Source organism: Emticicia agri, assembly GCF_004168285.1.
GTDB lineage: Bacteria > Bacteroidota > Bacteroidia > Cytophagales > Spirosomataceae > Emticicia > Emticicia agri.
In genome coordinates this window covers 26,940-48,520 of the sequence record NZ_SEWF01000043.1, presented here as the reverse complement: position 1 = coordinate 48,520, position 21,581 = coordinate 26,940, and the positions used below count along the sequence as shown (strand labels likewise).

At 38.4% G+C, this 21,581-nt stretch carries 17 protein-coding genes; 1 reads left to right on the top strand and 16 read right to left on the bottom strand.

The annotated features are described in order from the left end of the window. Nucleotides 1-37 precede the first annotated feature (37 nt). The 12 genes from EWM59_RS21775 to EWM59_RS21720 all read right to left on the bottom strand — a co-directional run bounded on the left by EWM59_RS21775 (nucleotide 38) and on the right by EWM59_RS21720 (nucleotide 14,865). Nucleotides 38-1,027, bottom strand: a complete 990-nt coding sequence (locus EWM59_RS21775) for a transposase (protein ID WP_130021068.1) — start codon at nucleotides 1,025-1,027, stop codon at nucleotides 38-40. A 327-nt stretch (nucleotides 1,028-1,354) separates the two neighbouring features. Then, nucleotides 1,355-1,996 carry a redoxin domain-containing protein gene (locus EWM59_RS21770; protein WP_130023366.1) on the bottom strand — a complete coding sequence of 214 codons (642 nt, stop codon included), beginning with the start codon at nucleotides 1,994-1,996 and terminating at the stop codon, nucleotides 1,355-1,357. 205 nt (nucleotides 1,997-2,201) lie between these two features. After that, nucleotides 2,202-3,443 (bottom strand): peroxiredoxin family protein, encoded by a 1,242-nt coding sequence (locus EWM59_RS21765; protein WP_130023365.1) that lies wholly within the window; start codon nucleotides 3,441-3,443, stop codon nucleotides 2,202-2,204. A gap of 171 nt (nucleotides 3,444-3,614) precedes the next feature. Continuing rightward, nucleotides 3,615-4,874 (bottom strand): YeiH family protein, encoded by a 1,260-nt coding sequence (locus EWM59_RS21760; protein WP_130023364.1) that lies wholly within the window; start codon nucleotides 4,872-4,874, stop codon nucleotides 3,615-3,617. Between the two features lie 225 nt (nucleotides 4,875-5,099). Beyond that, on the bottom strand, nucleotides 5,100-6,521 hold the full coding sequence (locus EWM59_RS21755; RefSeq protein ID WP_130023363.1) for a phytoene desaturase family protein: 1,422 nt from the start codon (nucleotides 6,519-6,521) through the stop codon (nucleotides 5,100-5,102). A gap of 92 nt (nucleotides 6,522-6,613) precedes the next feature. Next, nucleotides 6,614-7,048 (bottom strand): RrF2 family transcriptional regulator, encoded by a 435-nt coding sequence (locus EWM59_RS21750; protein ID WP_130023362.1) that lies wholly within the window; start codon nucleotides 7,046-7,048, stop codon nucleotides 6,614-6,616. A gap of 295 nt (nucleotides 7,049-7,343) precedes the next feature. Further along, nucleotides 7,344-8,243: a DUF1684 domain-containing protein gene (locus EWM59_RS21745; protein ID WP_130023361.1), complete on the bottom strand. Its 900-nt coding sequence runs from the start codon at nucleotides 8,241-8,243 to the stop codon at nucleotides 7,344-7,346. 83 nt (nucleotides 8,244-8,326) lie between these two features. Next, the gene (locus EWM59_RS21740; protein WP_130023360.1) at nucleotides 8,327-9,613 is read right to left on the bottom strand and encodes an O-acetylhomoserine aminocarboxypropyltransferase/cysteine synthase family protein; all 1,287 of its coding nucleotides are present in this window, start codon (nucleotides 9,611-9,613) and stop codon (nucleotides 8,327-8,329) included. A 171-nt stretch (nucleotides 9,614-9,784) separates the two neighbouring features. Next, complete coding sequence (locus tag EWM59_RS21735; protein WP_130023359.1) at nucleotides 9,785-11,008, bottom strand: sterol desaturase family protein; 1,224 nt, start codon at nucleotides 11,006-11,008, stop codon at nucleotides 9,785-9,787. A gap of 410 nt (nucleotides 11,009-11,418) precedes the next feature. Beyond that, nucleotides 11,419-12,882, bottom strand: a complete 1,464-nt coding sequence (locus EWM59_RS21730) for an MBOAT family O-acyltransferase (RefSeq protein ID WP_130023358.1) — start codon at nucleotides 12,880-12,882, stop codon at nucleotides 11,419-11,421. A 57-nt stretch (nucleotides 12,883-12,939) separates the two neighbouring features. Beyond that, entirely contained in the window at nucleotides 12,940-13,899 is a 960-nt protein-coding gene (locus EWM59_RS21725) for a hypothetical protein (protein ID WP_130023357.1), read from the bottom strand. A gap of 9 nt (nucleotides 13,900-13,908) precedes the next feature. Continuing rightward, complete coding sequence (locus EWM59_RS21720) at nucleotides 13,909-14,865, bottom strand: hypothetical protein (protein ID WP_130023356.1); 957 nt, start codon at nucleotides 14,863-14,865, stop codon at nucleotides 13,909-13,911. 146 nt (nucleotides 14,866-15,011) lie between these two features. Between EWM59_RS21720 and EWM59_RS21715 the strand changes: the two genes are divergently transcribed. Continuing rightward, on the top strand, nucleotides 15,012-16,232 hold the full coding sequence (locus EWM59_RS21715) for an ABC transporter permease (protein ID WP_130023355.1): 1,221 nt from the start codon (nucleotides 15,012-15,014) through the stop codon (nucleotides 16,230-16,232). 4 nt (nucleotides 16,233-16,236) lie between these two features. Here EWM59_RS21715 and EWM59_RS21710 read toward each other — a convergent pair whose 3' ends face one another. The 4 genes from EWM59_RS21710 to EWM59_RS21695 form a co-directional block, all read right to left on the bottom strand. Next, nucleotides 16,237-16,635 carry a hypothetical protein gene (locus EWM59_RS21710; protein ID WP_130023354.1) on the bottom strand — a complete coding sequence of 133 codons (399 nt, stop codon included), beginning with the start codon at nucleotides 16,633-16,635 and terminating at the stop codon, nucleotides 16,237-16,239. Between the two features lie 65 nt (nucleotides 16,636-16,700). Beyond that, a complete protein-coding gene (locus EWM59_RS21705; protein WP_130023353.1) occupies nucleotides 16,701-17,897 on the bottom strand; it encodes a nucleoside permease in 1,197 nt (398 codons plus the stop codon). 61 nt (nucleotides 17,898-17,958) lie between these two features. Next, a complete protein-coding gene (locus EWM59_RS21700) occupies nucleotides 17,959-18,981 on the bottom strand; it encodes an SPASM domain-containing protein (protein ID WP_130023352.1) in 1,023 nt (340 codons plus the stop codon). Nucleotides 18,982-19,023: 42 nt separating this feature from the next. Beyond that, a complete protein-coding gene (locus tag EWM59_RS21695; protein WP_130023351.1) occupies nucleotides 19,024-21,537 on the bottom strand; it encodes a M1 family aminopeptidase in 2,514 nt (837 codons plus the stop codon). Nucleotides 21,538-21,581 lie beyond the last annotated feature (44 nt).

Below are 21,581 nucleotides of genomic sequence, written 5' to 3'. Positions count from 1 at the left end.
GATGAACTGTGTTAAAAGTCAATAAAAAGTCGAAATATTATTTGGCAAACTCAAAATCATTGACGAACAAGGTTTGGTTTTTAACCACCCCAAAAACTTGTCTGATTAATTTGTTCATCACGGCAATCATAGCGACTTTGTGAGCTTTACCCAAGGCTCTTTGCCTTTGATAAACAGCCACACAGGCCAGGTTATATTTTTTAGCACTTCGGGCAGCCATATAAAGAATCGCTCTGACATAACCCAGTCCGGTTTTAGCCAGCCCATAGTTTTTGTGTACACTTTTGGAGGAGTGTTTTTCGATGGGAACAATTCCTAAGAACTTAAGTACTTGCTTGACATTGCTAAAGTTCTTAAACCCATCACTGGCGATAATCAAAGCATTGGCAGAGGCATCACCGATACCCACTACTGATTTGATTAAACCAAACAAGTGTTTATGTTGGTCATCATCTAAAGTAAAGAGTTCCTCTTTAAATTTAGTGATTTGTATTTGCAAGGTCATTTGCAATAATTCTAAACTTTCAATGACTAACTTGTCAGCTCTTGGGTCAAAAGACAAGGCATGAAGTTGATTCTCATAGGCTTGTTTCTGAGTCATTAAAGTGGATAAATGTTTCCTTTTTTGTCTGAGATGATGCAAATGCTCATCTTCGATACTGGTGGGAGCAGGTTGATAATTGGCTCCATACAAGCTTAATAAGGCTGCATCCACTCCATCATGCTGATGAGTAACTTTCATACTTTTGACAAACCCTTTGCTTTGGCTTGGAGTGATTACACTAAAAGTAATCTCATGAAGCGTTAAAGCATAGCTTAATGGAAGATTATAAGTACCAGTTTGTTCAAAAATAATATGTACATTTTCACCAAGTGTCTCAATCCACTGATTGATAGCTTCTATAGTATTGTCGATAGTTTGTACAGGAAGTTTGATGAATTTGGATGAAGCTTGACTTAAGCCCTGAGCGATGACTAACTCATGGCTTCCCACATCGATACCTATGTACTGTTTGTTTATAGTCATTGTTTTAAAATAGTTTATTTCATGCTTATAACATCATCGTTTGAAGAGATCTATGTCCCAGTGAACTGTCCATAATCGCATGAAGTGGGTAAGTTGGCTATTAGCATCACTCCAGATATATTTTACCAATTTAGCGTCAATATGACCAACTTAACCGTGTCTTAATTTTATTGTATCTTAACTATAAACCAAATTTTATTCCGACTTTGCAATACTACGATTTGGTGATTGTGTGAATGAGTGATTGAAAAGAACATATTAAATTTCTATTTAGCCATTCAGAATAATTAATCACTCATTCGCTCAATCACCAAATCACTAAATTCTTTAAGCTGCATAATTATAATTAGCGGTGTAAGGAACACGGTTGACTGCAGCAAATACTGCCCCAAGCACTTTTGTTGCTGAAAACGTATGCAGAAAGTCTTCGTCTATGGTATGATATATGACATGTCCATACTGATTCAACACATAAGTAGCAGGAACAGGCACGTCTTCTGAAATGCCGGATACTTTATCCCACACAGGTACATCTTTTGAAAATAAGCCGAATTTCTCTGAAATTTCGTTCTTTGGGTCGGCTATTACATTAAACGGAATCTCAAAATATTGAACCATCTCTCTTACATCCGGATAAGAAGCATGAACAATCACCAGCAGATTACCACCTAAAGCTTCAATTTCAGGATATGCCTGCTTTAACAGTTTCAGATGCTTTAAACCATAATTATTCCAACCTCCCGACAGAAAACTAATCACTAATGGTTTATTATCAATGATTGATTTCATGGTAGCAGAAGTATAATTAAATCGATAAGAAACCTTTTGCCAGATACCCATATCTTTATTGAAAGTAATATCAGGTGCTTTTGAGCCGGTTAGCAAAGGCAGCAACTTAGCATTATTCTTTTTCACAGGAATCTCCGTATCCCAGAAAGCAGTATCGTATTTTTGGCTATAGTTACTCATATCTTTAAAATTAATAATGGTTTTATTGTCGTGAATTCAATATCAGATGCAAATATAAGCAATTAATCTATATAGTCTATTATTTTAGTAGATTAATTTTTGAGATTCATTTCTACTCAGAAAACCTCCCTCAAATTATGGTGATTTATGTATTTTTCTGATTACTTTGAGCAGGCATGGTTCTCATACCTGCTCAAAGTTTAATTTACCTCTCAGCTTGTTTTGGCTTATTGACAGTAGTAGCAGTACCTAAAACTTCATCTATATCATGGTTAAATTCTTTTACAAATTCTTCATAATATTTGCCTGTAGCCGGGCCTGTATATCCGGTGTGAATTTTACTGACTTTTCCTTCTTTATCAATCAATATGGTAGTCGGGAAAGATAAAACTGAACTTAATGCTGGTAAAGCTTTTGAAGCAAATTCTTTATCTGCCAAACCTGCAAACAAAATATCATACTCAATACCAAAGCGTTTTTTCAATACTTCAAGACGGGTTTTGGCAAACTCTGGATCATTTTTACGCTCAAAGGCCAATCCGATAATTTCTACTCCTCTTTTACGATTAGCTTTGTACCAGGGAGCGAGAAAAGTTGCCTCATCCAGACAGTTAGGGCACCAGCTTCCTAAAATAGTTACTATCACAGCTTTGCCCTTATATTTGGGGTCTTTTAAGGACACCGGTTTTCCTGTAAAAGCATCAGGGAAAGTAAAATCAAAAGTTGTTCCTTCTTTAATAGTTGTCAAGGTATAGGCATCGGGTAAAGTTGCTTCATCATTACGAACACCTTTAATAGGTACGGCACCTCGAACATTGATATATTCTCCCGATAAATCGTTACCTGTAACTTTTCCTTTGATTAACGTAGGGCTTGACCCGCTGAAAGCTGACAAGTAAAAATCATTGCCTTGCACGGTTCCTTCATAATAACGATAATCTCCGGTAGTAGTCAGAAAAGTACCTGTTAATTTATTGCCGAACTGGGAGAATACCCCGACAATCTTGTTAGTACCCTCCCCAATGACCACATCCCAGTTGCCATGCAGACTTACATCGGCTGCGCCTGGTGTTTCAAAGAAGCGATACTTCTTGCCATATTCAGCACTGAATTCAATTCCCTTATCGGGTTTAGCTGTATTGAATTTTTTGAAAACTCCCGAGAGACTTGTCGGGCTGACAATCTTTGCTGCTATAACCGCATCATAAATATCCACCGGAATAAATAGCGAATCTTTCGTTTGTCTGATACCACTTAACTCAAAACGTTCAGTGCCATTAAGCAGATAAGCTGTTTTACCCTGCAGTTCAAAATTGAATGGAGATTCCTGACCATTGGCTAAATTGAAAGTACCACGCCAGTTACCATTTTTCGGATTGGTTTGAGAATGTGCTGTCAAACCGGCTATAGAGAAGCCTGTAGCCATCAATGCTGTAAAAAATCTCATAATTTTCTCTGGTTTTAGATGAAGCAAATATATAAAAATATTTAATCTATAAAGTTAATAGATTTATTATTTATTGCATAACACTCTCGCTATTCAGTGAGTTCACTCATTAACAAAAAAAGGTGGCGTTCTGAAAAAATCAAAATGCCACCTTATGCTATATCTAAAAGCTTATCTGAATAAGTAATAGGCAATTGCCAGTGTAATAATAATATTAAAAGTCTGCGCAATCAGGAATACATATAGAGGTTTTTTACTGTCTTTGTTGAATAAATCAGCAAAATTGGTTTCTAAGCCTATGCTGGTAAAGGCTAACGCAAACCACAAACCCTGAAAGTTTTTCAGACTACCTTTTACGGCACTGACTGTATCGGGAGATATAACAAATGAAAACAGAAGAGACGCCGCCAGAAAACCCAAAACAAATTTCGGGAACCGCTCCCAGATTACGCCTAAGGATGGTTTGGTGTCTTTATCTTTAGCTAAAGGATTGTTGGTATAAGTCCAATAGATTGAAATGGCAAAAGCGGCTACACCCAGCAATACATTCTGTGAAAACTTGACAATGGTACTGGTCTTAAGTGCTACGTCCCCTACCAATGTACCTGCTGCGGCTACGGCACCTGTGGTATCTATGGTACCACCGAGCCATGCACCTGTTACTTCTTCTGACAAACCCATTGCCTTAGCGGCATAAGGCATAAATATCATCATCGGTATGGCAGTTACCAGAACCAGTGAGATAACATAAGATAGCTTTTTAGAATCACCTTTGATAGCACCTGAAGTTGCAATAGCCGCCGACACGCCACAAATGGAAACCGCACTCGAAAGCATGATACCCATTTCTTCGTCAACACCCATTTTCTTTGAAATCCAGAAAGCAAAATACCATACAGATATAACTACCACCAGTGCCTGAATCAATCCTAATGAACCTGATTTAAGAATATCAGAAAAAATAACCGTAGTACCTAAAAGCACTAACCCTATTTTTACAAATAATTCGGTGGAAAGTGCCGCTTTAAGCCATGTGGGGAGTGTGATTGTATTGCCAATAATTAAACCAATAATCAGGCTGAAAATTACGGCTTCAAGATTCAGGTTCTTTACGGCGCTATTACCCGTAATGATTAAGGCAAGGATAGTTAAAAAATAGACAACAGGAAGCCCCGTAAAAACGGCTTTAACTGAATTACCTAAAAGTAAAGCCCCAGCCGCAGCTACTACCAATACTGCTACTAACTGAACAAGTATTTTCTGAATATTTTCTAAAGACAATACCTTTTCGAAGAGTTCGGCGGAATTGTTCCAACTGAAAGCGGGGACAGGCAGTAAAATGCCTGCTATAGCTAATAAAATAATGGAGAATCCTAAAATGACGACCGTCCAGTCTTCAGTTAAGAAGCTTTTTTTTGTAGGGCTTGACATAATTTAAAGTGATTAGATTGAATAAGAGTATGTTTAAATTTTGTTATTCTGACCGAAAAGCACAGATTTTTTGGATAGACAAGGCGTATTTTACAGATGTAGCCAGCAGCTACATCGAAAAAATACAACGAAGTATAGCCGAAAAAGATGGCTTTGTAGGTCGAATCATAATTTTTAAACATACTCTAAGGCAAAAATATGAATATTTGTTTTTTAAAATTGACTTTAAAATAAATCTTTTAAGACTCTTTGTGCCGCATGATAACCTCCCATGCCATGTACTCCTCCGCCGGGGGGTGTTGAGGCAGAACAGATATACAAGCCTTTGGTAGAAGTCCGGTAAGGCGACCAGCGCAAGGCAGGACGGGTAAACAACTGGGTTAAATCTATAGCCCCGCCATTTATATCACCCCCTATATAATTCGGGTTATGCTCTTCCATCTGGGCAGTATTCATTATATGCCTTGCTAATATCCTGTCCTTGAATCCCGGTGCAAATCTTTCTATTTGCTGCTCAATGGCACTAGTCATATCTTTAGTAGAATAGGCAGGAACATGGCAATATCCCCACAGCGTATGTTTCCCATCAGGGGCACGGGTTGAGTCAAAAAGGCTTTGTTGAGCCAGCAATACATAAGGTTTTTCAGGATGTTGCCCTTTCCAAATCTTTTGTTCTTCAATGGCTATTTGTTCAAAAGTACCACCTAAATGTACCGTTCCGGCCAACAGATTTTGTTTTGCTTGAAAAGGCACAGGCGCATCAAGTGCCCAGTCTATTTTAAAAACACCCATTCCATATTTATACTTTTCTAATTGTCTTTTATAAACAGAAGAAAAAGTATGTCCGGCTATGTGTAGTAATTGTTTAGGCGTGATATCGAATAATATAGCCTTTGATGAAGGCAATTGTTCCAAAGATTTTACATAAAAGTTGGTTTCTATCTTCCCTCCTATTGATTGAAAATAAGCAGCCAGGGCGTTGGCTATCTGTTGCGAACCACCTTTAGGTATAGGCCAGCCAAAGGCATGACCCGCTGCCATCAATACCAGCCCGATAGCCGAAGTAGTAAAATTGCTGAGTGGCAGAATAGAATGCGCCGCCATACCACCCCATAAACCTTTAGCGGCATCAGTAGTAAAGCGTTTTGCTATAAAACTGGCAGGCAAGAGTGCTTTCAATCCAAAACTAGCATAATCTAATGGATGCCGGGGGAATCTTAATGGTGCCAGAATATCGTTGGCTAAATCTGGTAATTGTCTGGTAATGGCTCCTAACAGATTTAGATAAGTTTGCTTGTCTTTCCCGAATTGTGAGGCAGTTTCTTCTATTGACCGTGTAAGCAAAGCCGTGGTACCGTCGTCAAAAGGATGAGCAGCGGCTACAGGTGGCTGTATGTATTCGAGTCCGAACTTATCTAAAGGGAGGGTTCTGAAAAAAGGAGAAGCTAATGCCAGCGGATGTATCGCAGAACAGATGTCGTGCACATAACCGGATAAGGTAAGTTCAGCAGAGCGTAGGCCACCACCGATAGTACTTTTGGCTTCCACTAACAATATAGAAAGCCCTGATTTTTGTAGAGCAACAGCTGCTGAAAGGCCATTGGGTCCTGACCCTACTATTATTGCATCAAAATCTGTTTTAGGCATTATACTTTATATTTTTGATGCAAAATAAGGAGTTTGAATGGTAAATAATAATTAAAACTCTCTTATAGAACGGAAGTCTAACAATAATTGGGTCAAGCAAATACCAACTCCCGCTTGTTTATAAAATCAGTTAAAGTAGTATTTTCATATACTTTCAGGTTGGCGTCACGCACTTTCAGCATGATTGGCCGTATCGGACAGGTTTCTTCATCACCACAATCATCGCATTTATCATAATAGTATATCGAAACGCATAGAGTTGGGGCAATAGGGCCATCGGTAATGCGTAAGATACGAGCCAGGGTAATTTTACCCGGCTCAACACTTAGTGAATATCCCCCGTTTTTCCCCTTATGGCTTGTCAGCAAACCATTGTTTCTTAATTCAAGCAGAATGGTTTCCAGGAATTTTCTTGGAATATTTTCTTCATTGGCAATATCAGTTACGGTCAGTGAATCTTTTTCACCATACTTTTCTGCCAAAACCTTCAGGGCTTTCAGGGCATATTTAGCTTTTTTCGAAATCATGGTGTTTGTTAATGAAGTGTAAAGTTTAGTTTATTGATGTTTGTTATCAATAATGCAAATATAACATATTATTCTATAAAATCTACCAATTTAGTAGATTATTTTATTGTACCATTTACTTATTTATAAGTACCTTTTAATCAACATCTCAAAAAATCTGACTTGACTAATGATAAGCCAAGCCAGATTGCCTCATTAGTTTATTAAAACAACGAAGCCTATCAGAGTACAAAAAAACTACGTTGTGCGTTTAGTTTTATATGCTTCCATTTACTTCACGCGCAACCAATACATTTTAATGATTTCTATAATTCTTTTCTCCTGCGTTTATAGCAATTTCGAGCGTATTCTGTTTCGGAGGTAAAGGGCAGGTGGCGTAAGGTGTAAAAGCACAAGGTGGGTTAATTGATTTATTAAAATCTAATAGTACCACCCCATTTTCATCGGGTTTGGGTGTATAGACGAAGCGTCCGGCACCATAGGTTTCTTTCTTGTTGGTTTTGTCAGCAAAAATAATAAACAGATTATCCCCCTCTTCCAGCGCATCAAGGCTATGCTCTTTACCATCAATGGTAAAAACCAATTTACCCGGCGAATCCTGTAGGTTGGTATGCCCCAATACATCCAGAATCGGTATTTTCTTGTTCGCTTCCTTGACCAGTTTTGCTTTTACTTTCCATTTTTCATCAACCGGAAAAGTCTCAATACCTGAAAATTCTTTCAGAAAAGGGCTTTCCAGGTCACGAAGGCGAATCCCGTATTTATCTCCCCGTTTGATTACAAACCAACGCAGAGATTTATGCTTTAAGATAACAGGCTTCTCAGACGGGAAAATTTTCAGTTTTGTTACCTGCTCATCATTCGCATAAATGGCTTTATCAGGCGTAGTTTCAATAAACACTTCACCTTTTTCCAGAATCAGATTGCCTAAAAAATCATCACTTTTTCCTATAGGGAAAATAATTTTATTGGTACTACTATTACCAAAAGCGTTTTTCCCCTTTTCCAACCAGAATAGTCCTGCCAGATTCAGCCAACCATTTTCTTTTTTCAGATTCTCCACTCTTTGATTATGCCATGCCTTTATTTCAATCTGGTAAGGCGTATCATCTGAAGTCTTTGTAAAACCAGATAGAAGTAAACTTATTGTTGAAGCAACCCCAAGTACTCTCATCAAATAATGGTTTTTTTTCATAAGGATAGCTTTGAATCAGTTTAATTTAAACAAACTTTTCAACTCCACTCATGGCTACGACCATGAGTGGAATCATACTTTATTTACAGACTTCCAAAAGCCTGTTCAATATCAGCCTTGATATCATCAATATGCTCAATACCAACTGAAATACGCAACTGCGTAGGTTCAACCCCTGCGGTGGTCTGTTCGGCCTCCGATAATTGTGAGTGAGTGGTAGATGCCGGATGAATAATGAGCGTTTTAGAATCTCCTACATTTGCCAGATGGCTTATTAATTTCAGGCTATCAACAAACTTTGAAGCCTTTGCTTTATCTCCTTTGAGTTTGAAAGACAACACCCCACCAAAGCCACGATTCAGGTATTTTTTGGCTAATTCATGATAGGGGTTTTCGGGTAAGCCTAAGTAGTTTACACTTTCTACCTGCTCGTGCGCCTGCAACCACTGTGCTAATTTTAAGGCATTTTCGGCAATTCTTTCTACCCTTAATGTCAATGTTTCCAACCCTTGCAATAATAAGAAAGAGTTAAAAGGAGATTGCGAAGGGCCCCAGTCTCTTAGCCCTTCTACACGAGCTCTGATAATAAACTGAATATTGCCGAATGGCCCACCGATACCGAATACATCGTTCAACACTAAGCCATGATAACTCGGAGACGGTTCGGTAAACTGTGGGAATTTGCCATTACCCCAGTTATAATTTCCGGCATCTACAATTACCCCACCCATAGTTGTACCATGTCCGCCAATCCATTTTGTAGCCGACTCTACAATTACATTGGCTCCGTACTTAATAGGCTGGGCAATGGCTCCGGCTGCGCCAAAAGTATTGTCCACAATTAATGGCAGGTCATATTTTTGGGCCAATTTAGCAAATGCTTCAAAATCAGGTACATTAAAGCCCGGATTTCCGATGGTTTCCAGATACAGGAATTTGGTTTTTTCGTCAATTAACTTTTCAAAACTCTCCACCTTGTCGCCATCAGCAAAGCGGGCTTCAACACCAATATTCTTGAATGAGTTTTTAAATTGGTTATAGGATCCTCCGTACAAAAACGAGGTAGTTACAAAGTTGTCTCCAACGGTTGTAATATTATTAATAGCTACAAACTGGGCAGCATGACCTGAACCGACAGCCAGCGCCGCTACCCCACCCTCTAAAGCGGCAATGCGTTTCTCAAACACATCATTGGTAGGGTTCATGATTCTGGTATAGATATTCCCGAACTCTTTCAGCGCAAATAAATTGGCTCCGTGCTCGGCATTATTGAAAGTATAGGAAGTTGTCTGATAAATAGGTACTGCTCTGGCATTGGTAACAGGGTCAACAACCTGACCTGCGTGTAATTGAAGGGTTTCAAATTGCATAATTTTAAAATGGTTTTGTGAATATTTATTTAAAACCTAAATTTAATGATAAAAGAATGGTAACAACTAATTTTGCTACGTATGTTATCTATCGGTCAGAAAATTGTGCTTGGTTAGAGACTAACCAAGCTAATTGACAACCATAACCTATTACGATGAATAAAACATTTGCTATTCAAAAAATTTTCTTTTGCCGTATATCAGCCTTAAATATTGCTTTTGTAAGCTCGAAAAATAAGCTATACCTGTAATCAGTAACAGGATTAACATGCCTGTTAAAGTCGGACTTGGGAAATAGTAATAAGTAGTAATAGTTACCAGACTTGCCCTCACAAATTCTAAATAAAACACCCACCTTCTTTGTTCCATAATTGCTCCGCAGTTGATAAGCGTTATTAGTATAAACAAGGCAACCATTACCTGAAGAAACAGCGGGATATAATGCTCAAATAGTAATAACAGAAATAAGGCTATGATAATAAAGGCTATCTGGGCAACAACATAAGTACGGAATTTAGTAGTGTGCACTTTTACTTTTCTGACAGCCAAAAACTTTTTCTCGGCCTTATGGCGCATATCCGGGCTAAATGAAGACGGTCGGCCAAATATTACCTTTAGTTTATTCAATAATCCTTTCTCTGTTTTGGCAGCATATCCTATTTCGACCAGAAAATGAAAATGCTGCCATAAAAAACTGTAACTTCCTAATTGCTTGGTAAGTCCATAAGTAGGTTCTTCTTTTTCTTCGGCAAAAGTGCCAAACAGCTTATCCCATATAATAAACATATCACCAAAATTCTTATCAAGATACTCCTCATTACTGGCATGATGTACCCGATGGTGCGAGGGAGTAACCATGATATACTCTAAGATTCCCAACTTCCCGATTAGACGTGTATGCGTAAAGAATGGATAAATGCCATGCACCAGTAAAATAGTGGTAATCATTTCAGCAGGGAAACCTATGATAGGCAAAACTGACCAGAATGCCGTACGAACCACCGACTGAAAGATGGTAATTCGGGTAGCGGCTGTATAATTAAACTCTTCGCTCTGGTGATGCACTACATGAAACCCCCAGAAAAGATTTACCTCATGCCCGAAGCGATGATACCAGTACCACAGAAAATCGGTAGCTAACAGTAAGGCTATCCACAATAATATGCTGGGCTGAATATCAAAAATGGCAAAATGTGTATGCAGATAATCATAAAAGAAATAGAACCCGCCTGCTGTAAACAAATCAATTAAACGCTCTGCTATGCCCACGTTAATATTGGCAATAGAGCTGTTAAACTTAAAATAAGATTTCCCCTGCTTTTGGGCTATATAGTATTCAAGCCAGATGAAAAACAAAAAAAACGGAACAGCTAATGCTAAATAATTGATTACCATAATCAGTGAGGATTAATAATTCAAGTTGTTCTGTATGGTTCAAAAAATGATAGTTGTCGTGAGTGGTGTCGAACCACTTAAAAGAGTTTATGAGACTCTTTGTCTTCCAACTAAGACACACGACCATAAATAGAACAAAAACTAAAGCGTATAAATCGTTTGTTTTTGTTTCTGTCACAAAGTAAAGTATATATACTCTACCAAACAAGTAGATTTATAAAAATATTTTATTGTCTGAACTGTGCCGCGACGGCGTACCGTTTTAGCTGATTTGATGATTAAATTGATTTTTTTAACTTAAAGAACGATTTATTAAATACAAAAGGAGGGTTCTCAACGTCTTTTGCATTCAATAAATCGTTCTTTCAGCGAAATCATTAAATCAGTTTAATCAAAGTTCAAGACACTCATCAAAACTGAAAATAAATAAACTGGGCAGGTGAATCGAAGATGCCAAAAATGAAAAACAGCATAACAAAGAGGTAATAAATCCCCCATCGTACCCAAGTGGGTTTGGCAGCAATTATATCACGCATACTTTTATCACGCTGCATATAATGTATAACCTCCATGAATAGAATTAACGCAATGGCCGTGAAAAACTCTTTGGCACCTTTGTCAAGAAAAACATTTTGCGAGATATACTCTACATGCAGAAATTCAGAAATTGAAGGTAACCCTGTGAAAAGATGAGTAACGAGATGCCATGTCCAGCCCAGTTCGAGGTAACTGCCTCTGAAAAATATCCAGGCAAAAGCTACCAGTATAAAAGTAATTGAAACCTGAACGATTTTAAAAAGGAAAGGAACTTTGGTAATACCCGTGATTTTGTTAATGAAATTACGTGGTTTTGCCAGAATAATGGCAGCTACCAGATAAATACCATGCAAAGCACCCCAGATAATGTAGTTCCAGTTAGCGCCATGCCACAAACCGCTCATGGTAAAAACAAAAAACAGGTTGAAATAACGCCGATAAGTACTTACCCTGTTGCCGCCCAGCGGAATGTACAGATAATCACGGAACCAGGTTGAAAGGGAAATATGCCAGCGTCGCCAGAATTCTGAAATACTTTTTGAAAAATAAGGTCTGTCGAAGTTCTTCATCAGTTTAAAGCCCATTACCTGTGCCGAACCTATGGCAATATCTGAATAGCCAGAAAAGTCGCAATAAATCTGAAAAGAGAAAAAGATAGTTGCCACTATGATAGGAATACCCTGATAATCTAATGGATGTTCATACACTTTATCTACAAATAGCGCCAGACGGTCTGCTATTACCACCTTTTTGAATAACCCCCATGCCATTAGTTTCAAGCCACTGGTTACCCGGTCATAATCAAACGTATGCTTTTCATAAAACTGGTGCAATACATTCTGCGGTCTTTCTATAGGCCCTGCCACCAATTGTGGATAAAACATTACATATAGCGAATAAATACCAAAATGTCTTTCTGCTTTCTGATTGCCCCGATATACCTCAATGGTATAACTCATGGCCTGAAACGTATGAAAAGATAAACCAATAGGTAATAAAATTTTAAGCATAGGCAGGCTTGCCAGTCCGGCCTCTCCTACTACTAACGTAAAGAAATTATAATATTTAAAAACCGCCAGTACGCCCAAATTAGCAATCAGACTCATTACGAGATACCACTTTCGTCTGGCACCTTCAGACTGTTCAATGAGTATTCCTGCAAAATAATCTATTACAATGGTAAAGCCCAGTATCAGAATATACTCAGGCTTGAAAAACATATAAAAATAGCAACTTGTTGCCAACAACCACCACCAGCGATGCTTATGCCCTAAGAGGAAGTAAACAAGGGTTACTATCGGAAAAAAAATGGCAAACTCTATCGAATTAAATATCATATCAAATAAATGTGAATAATCTTGCTTTGGGTAACCAACAACTATAAGCAAACATGGTTACTTTTGTTTCTCTTTATACAATTCTATTATTTTCTGCGTGTTCAGGTCTCTTGCAAATGGTTTTAAATGATAAAACGAATCAAAAAATGAGGAGTCTTTTCTCACAAAATCTTTAGCACTACCCAATATATCGCACTTTAAATTCGCTTTTAATTGTTTTTCTACCGATTCAACTGCTACTTTCCCATATTGATAGGTTGACTCTGCCAAAGGTGGAAAAACGTAATAAACCTCCCCGCCTTTCTTTCTCACTTCGGCCACAAAATGGTTCAGGTCATCAATTTGCTCCTGATAATCAATAGGTGCTTTCGGAAACAGAAAAAAATCTACCTGCTTGGGAGTATTGTTTACATGACTGATAATGTCTCCTTTAGCCGAAAAAGCACTTCTAAAATAAACTGAAGTTTTATCCTCAACTGCGGCCACAGCCGCCTCATTCTTAGTAAAAACATTCCAGAATAATTTCTTGATATTAGCTAATTTATGCTTTACTCGATGTCCGATATAATCTACGGTTGTTGTATCTCTGGCTACATAGATGGCTCCTGCTGGATAATAGTCTATGGCTGAATAAATCACAGGTGGTGTGCTGTATTTTTCAATATCATATTCGGTACTCACAAATACTTTATCCCCTTTTTTCACTTCTTTCAGGGCATCATTCAGCAGGAAATAAGTACCTAAAGGTGCAATGAACGATAGATTAAAAACAGGCATTCCCAAATGTTTCTGCAAGGTATCGCTATTGATTCCGAATGACCCGCTTGACCCTCCGACCCATAAAACTTTCGGTGATTGAATCTGGCTTACCATTTTGTGTTTATCATTCAGCATGCCTCCCAGATATTCATAGGGCGAAGTCTGGGCAATGAAAACTATATTTAACAACCAGACCGAAACAATGATGATTGCTCCGAATAAAAGTACTTTATAAAAAAATTTCTTTATACCTGTCATTCAATTAGCTTAATGCGCATTTTTTAATAAGTCAATCAGTTTTTGTGTGCGTATGTCACGTCCTTTGGCATTGAGGTGATATACCATATCCTGACACAAACTATCAGCAAAAACGAACTCCTGCAATTCTCCTAAAATCGGGAATCGTGCTTCTTTCTTCAATTCTGTATTCAATTTATTAATAATCACCTTGTCGTGTTCATAGCTTGACTGTGCATAAGATGGATAGGAATAATAAACTTTTACCCCTCTTTTTTGCATCTTCTCATAAAAAGCATTCATATCGGCAATGGCGAGGTGCATACTTACCTTATCGTTAATCACGGCAGGCGGAATGGTTTTCAATGGGGGATTATTCAGATGACTGACTAAATCTCCATATTCATTAATCGCATTCCTGAAAAAAATGCTTGTTGTATCATCTACGGTTGGGTGTGCTTCTTCTCTGCTGCTTAATCTTTCGAGTGTTAATCTCAGGCTTGAAATTCTCACAATAGCATTTTCTCTGATATACTGCACTATATCTTTATAATCAAACCATTCGTTAGCCTTCGGAAATAGCTTTGCCATCTGTATTTTTTCACCCATATTCCCCTCAGCTTCTATAATATACTCAAAGCCCATAATCACGATATCGCCTGCTTTCAGTTCGTTCTGAATCTGTTTTAACATAAAATCAGTCCCATAGTCGTAGTGCATAGCCATATTTACCACGGGTTTCTGAAAACTTTTTTCTATCATTTCACTATTGATACCATAGGCGAAGTTTGAGCCGGCAATCAGCACAATTTTGGGTGAGCGCAATGATTGAAGCCTTTTATATTTTTCGATAATACTGGCAGTATAAGATATTTCTAAATTTCTTTCGGTATAAGGGTTAAATTGATAGAAGATTTCAATGGTTCCTAAAGTAAATAAACCTATAAGAAATATTTTAAATATGAATACTTTAATTGTATGATACATGAACGACGTCTTTTAGGTCACATCTGTAACCTTTCACAATGGATATGCTTTAAATCTAAAGAACTGTAAGAGTATTCGTACAAAAATGATAGTTTTGTAAAATCTTTCATGATTTCTATGATAATCATTCTTGCTTAATAAAACCCATGGATTTATCCCGATTTATCTCTCAACGTATTCAAAAAACAAAATCTGCGTCTTTTACTTCTACTGTTGTGAAAATCGGAGTTGCGAGTATAGCTATTGGTCTGGCGGTAATGATTATCTCTTTTGCCATATTAGTTGGCTATAAACAAGGCATCAAAGATAAACTATTCAGCCTTAGCTCTCATATACAGGTCAGCAAAATTACACTGAATCAGTCGTATGAAGAAACACCAATGCCAATAAAAACAAATTTTTATAATAATTATCGTCAGATTCCACAAATACGTCATGTTCAGGCAGTAGGAAATAAAGCAGGAATGTTAAAATCGAGTGAAGAGTTAGCGGGAATTATTATAAAAGGCGTGGGAAGAGACTATGATTGGCCAACCTTCTCTATGAATATGATTGAGGGTAGAAAAATAAATTTTAATGACACCACTTTCTCTAACGAAGTTGTTATCAGTAAAAGAATTGCTACCCGGTTAAAAATAAAATTAGCAGATGAAGTACTGATTTATTTTATTCAGACTCCGCCAAGAGTAAGAAAAGTAAAAGTAGTAGGCATTTACGAAACCGGATTGGAGGAATTTGATAAAAACTACATTATCGGCGATTTAACCCTGGTACAGAAAATGAATGAATGGGATAGCAATACCTGTGGACACTACGAGATTTTTCTGAAAAACTTTGACGACCTGGACGCAACTACCCGATTGGTAACTAATGAAATTGACCAGGATATGAAAGCCACCCGGATAACCGATATGTTTCCGGCCATTTTTGACTGGTTAAGTTTATTGGATAAGAATATTCTGATTGTATTGGCACTGATTTTAGTAGTAGCTTGTTTCAATATGATTTCTGTGCTGCTGGTGATGATGATGGAGCGCACACCTATGATTGGTATGCTGAAAGCCCTTGGCTCTGACAATACCCAAATTCGTAAAATATTTGTCCTGAATGGACTGACTATTATTCTGAAAGGAATATTCTATGGTAATCTGATTGGAATAGGTTTAGGCTTGATTCAGTATTACTTCCAGTTGATTCCGCTTGACCCTGAAAATTACTACATCAGTTATGTACCCATTGCCTGGGACTGGCTGACCATCCTTCTGCTCAATGCGGCTACTATTATGCTGATACTGGCAGTTATCACTATTCCTACTCTGATTGTTTCTAAAATGAGGGTAGTGGAAGCACTGAAATTTAAAGAATAACTGCTCACTTGTAGAAATATTGTTTGCGTTTTAGGGTGAGTGTATCTCTGGACCTGGTATTTACCAACACTATCTCTCGGCATTGATTTGACAGAATATAGTATTGAAGTCGACCGCCATTAAAGAATACTTTTAGGGTATCAATTTTGTCATTCTGCCATTGATTAAGATATATCGGCCTGTCAAAAATCTGTGTCAGATACTCATTCTCTAAAGTAGCTGTGCTGTTATCCGAATAAAATCGCCAGATAAACTTCTTATCATTAGTTATCACTTTCCATTTACCGATAATATTCTTTCTCTTGTCTTCTGACAGTTTACAATTCATGTCATTCAATGAATTAAGCGAAGCACACGAAGAGCAGATGGTCAATACAATAAACAGGACAAAAATATATTTCATACAGGCGAAAAAATAATTTCCTTATGGGCTTTGAAGCCCATAAGGAAATCAGAGAATTTTAATAACTAAGCCTTGGCTTGTCTGGTATTATCTTTAAAAATCAGTACAAAGAATACTAATACTACCGCAGCAATGCCTGCAGGAACAAGCCAAATGGAAGTCCAGTTCTTCACCCCGTTAACGGTGTACATATCTGTTACAATACCTGCCAGTTTAGAACCAATACCCATTCCTATGCCATAGGTGGCCAAGGTAATTAGCCCCTGCGCCTGTGCTTTTATTTTTACTCCGGCTTTATTATCAGTATAAATCTGTCCGGTTACAAAGAAGAAATCAAAACATACGCCATGCAGTATAATGGCCAGATACAGCATCCATTCACTTGAGGCAGCATCACCATAGCCGAAACACGCAAAACGAATAATCCAGGCAATTAACCCAATGGCTAACATCCATTTAACACCGAATTTCTGGAATGCAAATGGAATCAACAACATAAAAATCACCTCAGAAGCCTGCCCCAACGACATTTTATTTTCGACATTGGTCATACCTGAATCGGATAATGAAGGGTTTGCCATTGCATAATAAAATGACAACGGAATACAGATAAGTACTGATGATATAAAGAAAATAGCAAATGACCTGTCTTTGAAAAGTGTAAACGCATCTGCACCAAGAATCTGAGCGAATGATGCTTTCTCGGTTGAAGTTTTCGGAGGGGTATCCGGTAAAAACCAACTGAAAAGCCCTTGTGCAACAGCAGCACCCATAGCAATGGTAAAAATAGTTACATCGCCACCCACATTCATAAAACCGATAATATTGGTTACAACAATCCACGAAATGGTTCCCATTACACGAATACCCGGAAAATCTTTCTCAGGCGTGGCAATGTGTCGCATAGAGATAGAGGTAGTCAGAGAAATGGTTGGTGCAAAAGTGATACAATAGGCCAGAATATACCAGAAAAACTGACTTGGGTCGGTTATCCGGGTCAGGAAAAATAAAATAATGGCACCTAAAATATTTAAAACACTTAAAACTTTCTGCGCAGAAAAGAAACGGTCGGCTATCATACCGACAAAAAAAGGAGAGATAAGCATGGCAATTGAGAAAGCTGTGTAGGCATTTCCTACCTGGTCGCCACTGGCTTTCAGGGAATCAAACATGTATTTACTCATTTGGCCATACCACGCCCCCCAGCAGAAAAATTGGAGGAACATCATGGTCATCAGCTTCACTCTGACAGTAGTATTCATAGAGGTTCGGTTGGTTAAAAAATAAAGTTATCGGCAAATCTATAAAATGAATATTGAAATATCAACCCCAGACCTTGGTTCCCTCAGTGCAATTTTTGCACATTTCAATTTCACCACGGGAACGCACCAACGATTGGCGGAAATCATGATAGGGTTGGCTATGCCATAATGATTGAAAGCTACCTTTTTTGAGGTCTCCCAAACGGTATTCGCCGTCTTTATCGAAGCAACACGGAACCACCAATCCGTCCCAGGTTATTACGCAGGAGTGCCACATTTTCCAGCAATGGTCAAGCAGTTTGTTTTTGATTTTGTAAGTACCATCAGCTTGCCGGGCATAACGGGCATATTTATCTATGGTCGGAATAAGGTCAGAGCCATTTTCGTAGTCGTAAATCTGTGCAGTTTTAAAAGCAATTTCATCAACTCCAATCTCTTCGGTAAGTTTTTTTGCCTCCTCCATCTGATGCTCGTTTGGCTTAACTACCAGAAACTGGAAAATAACATGAGGAGTAGCAGATTTGAGTGCTTTCTTCCACTTAATGATATTTTTGGCACCCTCTATCACTTTCGACAGATTCCCTCCTACCCTGTATTGCTCATATACTTCCTGCGTTGTGCCATCAATCGAAATAATCATTCTATCCAAGCCTGATTCTACCGTTCTTCTGGCATTTACATCACTCAGGTAGTGGGCATTGGTAGAGGTAGCCGTATAAATGCCTTTTTGTGAGGCATACTTTACTAATTCAAGAAATTTAGGATGCAGATAAGGCTCGCCCTGAAAATAAAAGGTAAGATATAATAAGGTAGCAGAAAGTTCGTCAATTGTTTGTTTGAAGAGTTGTTCTTCCAACATTCCGGTCGGGCGGGTAAAACTTCTCAGGCCGCTGGGGCACTCAGGGCAACGCAGATTGCACGAAGTAGTTGGCTCAATAGAAACAGCTATGGGTAAGCCTCTGTGAACAGGTCTTCCGGTCATTTTCGACTCTACATAGCTTGAAACATTCTTTATGGCATTCCATGCACGGGCAGGCGTTACCTTAGAGAAAAAATTCAGGCCATCTTTCAGATTTCTGTTCATGTCAGGAGCTGTGTAATTGGAATTTCAAAAGCCTAACCAAAGTTAGAACCCTTTATATTGTTGATAGATTTTCTGCAAACGCTGGTCTTTTTCTGTGGCAATTACTTCTTTCAAAATCGCTTTTGCCTCACTCAAATCATTGAGAAGCGCAAGGGTTTGAAAGCCTGCAAATCTTACATACCATTGAGAATCTTTGGTAACTATTTTCTTTAATAAAGGTAAACTCTTCTGTTGAATCTCAGGCGAAGACTTTACCAGATAAGTACCAAAAATACCTAATACCTGATATAAATCGCCCCCACTCATTTTGTTGAGATGTTGGATAAACCAGTCAAATCTTTCAGGAGCAGCCTCATCAGAATAATAGTTGGCAACTGCCGAAAAAATAGCGGTATTGTATGAAGATTCGTATTTTTTAGCTAATTCTGCTGCATCAGACGGACGCCCGGACAAAATAGCTTCAAGTGCCGCCGCCTGAACTGTATAAGAAGTATCATTGAGTGCAATCCGGAATAGTTTATCATTCTGCGAATTCTGAAAACTTTTCATGGCTATAATCGCATCGGCTCGTACATACGAGCGTTCATCACTCTGCACACGGCTTTGTAGTGCTTTTTCTACTTCCAGAAAATCATCTCCGTCATAATCATAGAGTTTCTGAACTGCCAGTTGTCTGACACGCCAGAATTTATCTTTAGTAGCATCAATCAGCACTTTGCGGATGTCTTTATCAAAAGCAGGATTTACTACTGTACTATCTCCATCAGGCACATAGGTAAGAATCTCAAGCGCATTCAGACGTGCCGGAACACGCTCTGCATGATAATACTGATAGATATAATCTTCTTTGGATTTCTGAAAAAGCACACGCCCTACCAGAATATTTTCAGGGTCAATATATACCATCTGTGGTGCAGTCGGCAAACTCCATTCAAAAGTATTAGTCGTTTTGTCTATTACAATATCTTTTAGCGTCCGCTGGTTATTTGCCCAGATTTCTACCTGTAAAGGTAAGCGGTAAATGGTTGAATAAGTAGTATCCTGAATCTGATTGATGGTGAGTTTCAAATTACCTCCTGCATACTCTTGTGTAACCTGTAAATCAGGATGGCCGGGTTTTGTAAACCATTGGTCAAAAAACCAGTGTAAATCTTCTCCGGTTACTGACTCAAAAGCCAATCTTAACTGGTCAATTTCTCCGGTTTTAAAAGCGTTCTGAGTCAGGTATAATTTTAAGGCGGCAAAAAAAGCCTCATCGCCTACCTGTTTTCTTAATAAATGTAAGATTCGGCCACCTTTGGCATACGAATGAGAATCAAACATATCTTCTCTATCGTGGTAACGATAACGAATCAGAGGTTCCTGCTTTTCAAGTGCTTCGTTGAAGTACTGATTGAAAGCAATATAGGCAACCAAATCGGCTTCGTCCTGCCCGTATTTATGTGCAGTCCAGAGGTATTCTGAATAATTGGCAAAGGACTCATTTAAAGGCAGATTTGACCATGATTCTGCCGTAACCAAATCGCCAAACCAATGATGAAAAAGTTCATGAGCTATTACACCATCGTCGTTATCATCGGCCAACTGGTGGTTATCTTTCTGAACAAAATCGCCATGTACAGTGGCAGTGGTGTTCTCCATCGCACCCGATACATATTCTCTTACAGCTATCTGTGCATATTTATCCCATTGATATTTTACCCCTAACAGATTCTCAAAAAAGCTTATCATTTCAGGCGTACGGCCAAATATATTCATGGCGTACCTCTCAAACTTAGGCTCTACATAATAGCTTACTTCAAAGTTTTTATAGTTGGGGTCAACTACTTTTCTGAAATCCCCAACCGCTATCATAGTCAGATAAGGTGCCGCAGGTTTGTTTTGCCGCCAGTAATCTGTCCGAGTACCATCGCTATTAACTTTTGAAGAAATGAGTTTGCCGTTAGATAAAGTCAGGTACTTTGCATCGGTTGAAGGCTTATCTAAGGTGATATAAATTTCAAGTGTAGTTTTCTGATTAGGCGTATCTATGGTCGGGAACCAGCAGGAATTGCCTTCTGTCTCGCCTTGTGTCCATATTTGTCGGGGCTTCTCAGGGTCTGCACCATCAGCATTAATGAAATACAAACCCTTATCGGCTGTAATGGCTTCACTGCCACCCAACGGTATTTCATTGGGTTTGGCAATATATACAATTTGTACCTGCGCAGAATCTTTTCGGGTAAGGGTTTTGCCTAAATCAATTTTTAACAGCCGTTTGTCATAGTCAAATTTCAAATCCTGCCCTTTCATTCTCACCATTTGCACATCAAATCCTTTGGCATCTAATTCTAATGTACTTTGCGGATAAAAATGAGGTCTGAAAGTAATAGTGGCTACGCCATACATTTCCTGTTTGGCCCAGTTGGGTCTTAATTCTAATTTGGTATGAATGAGGTCGTTCTTTTTTGTACGCTCAGGATTATATTTTCCTTGTGCCGGAGCAATAGTTGTAGGTTGCTGTGCCCATGCACCCAAAGCAAAACATAGCCATATCAGTGAACTTAATAAACGCATGTGTTGGAAGAAATTAATGATTGAGTGAATGAATGAGTGATTGT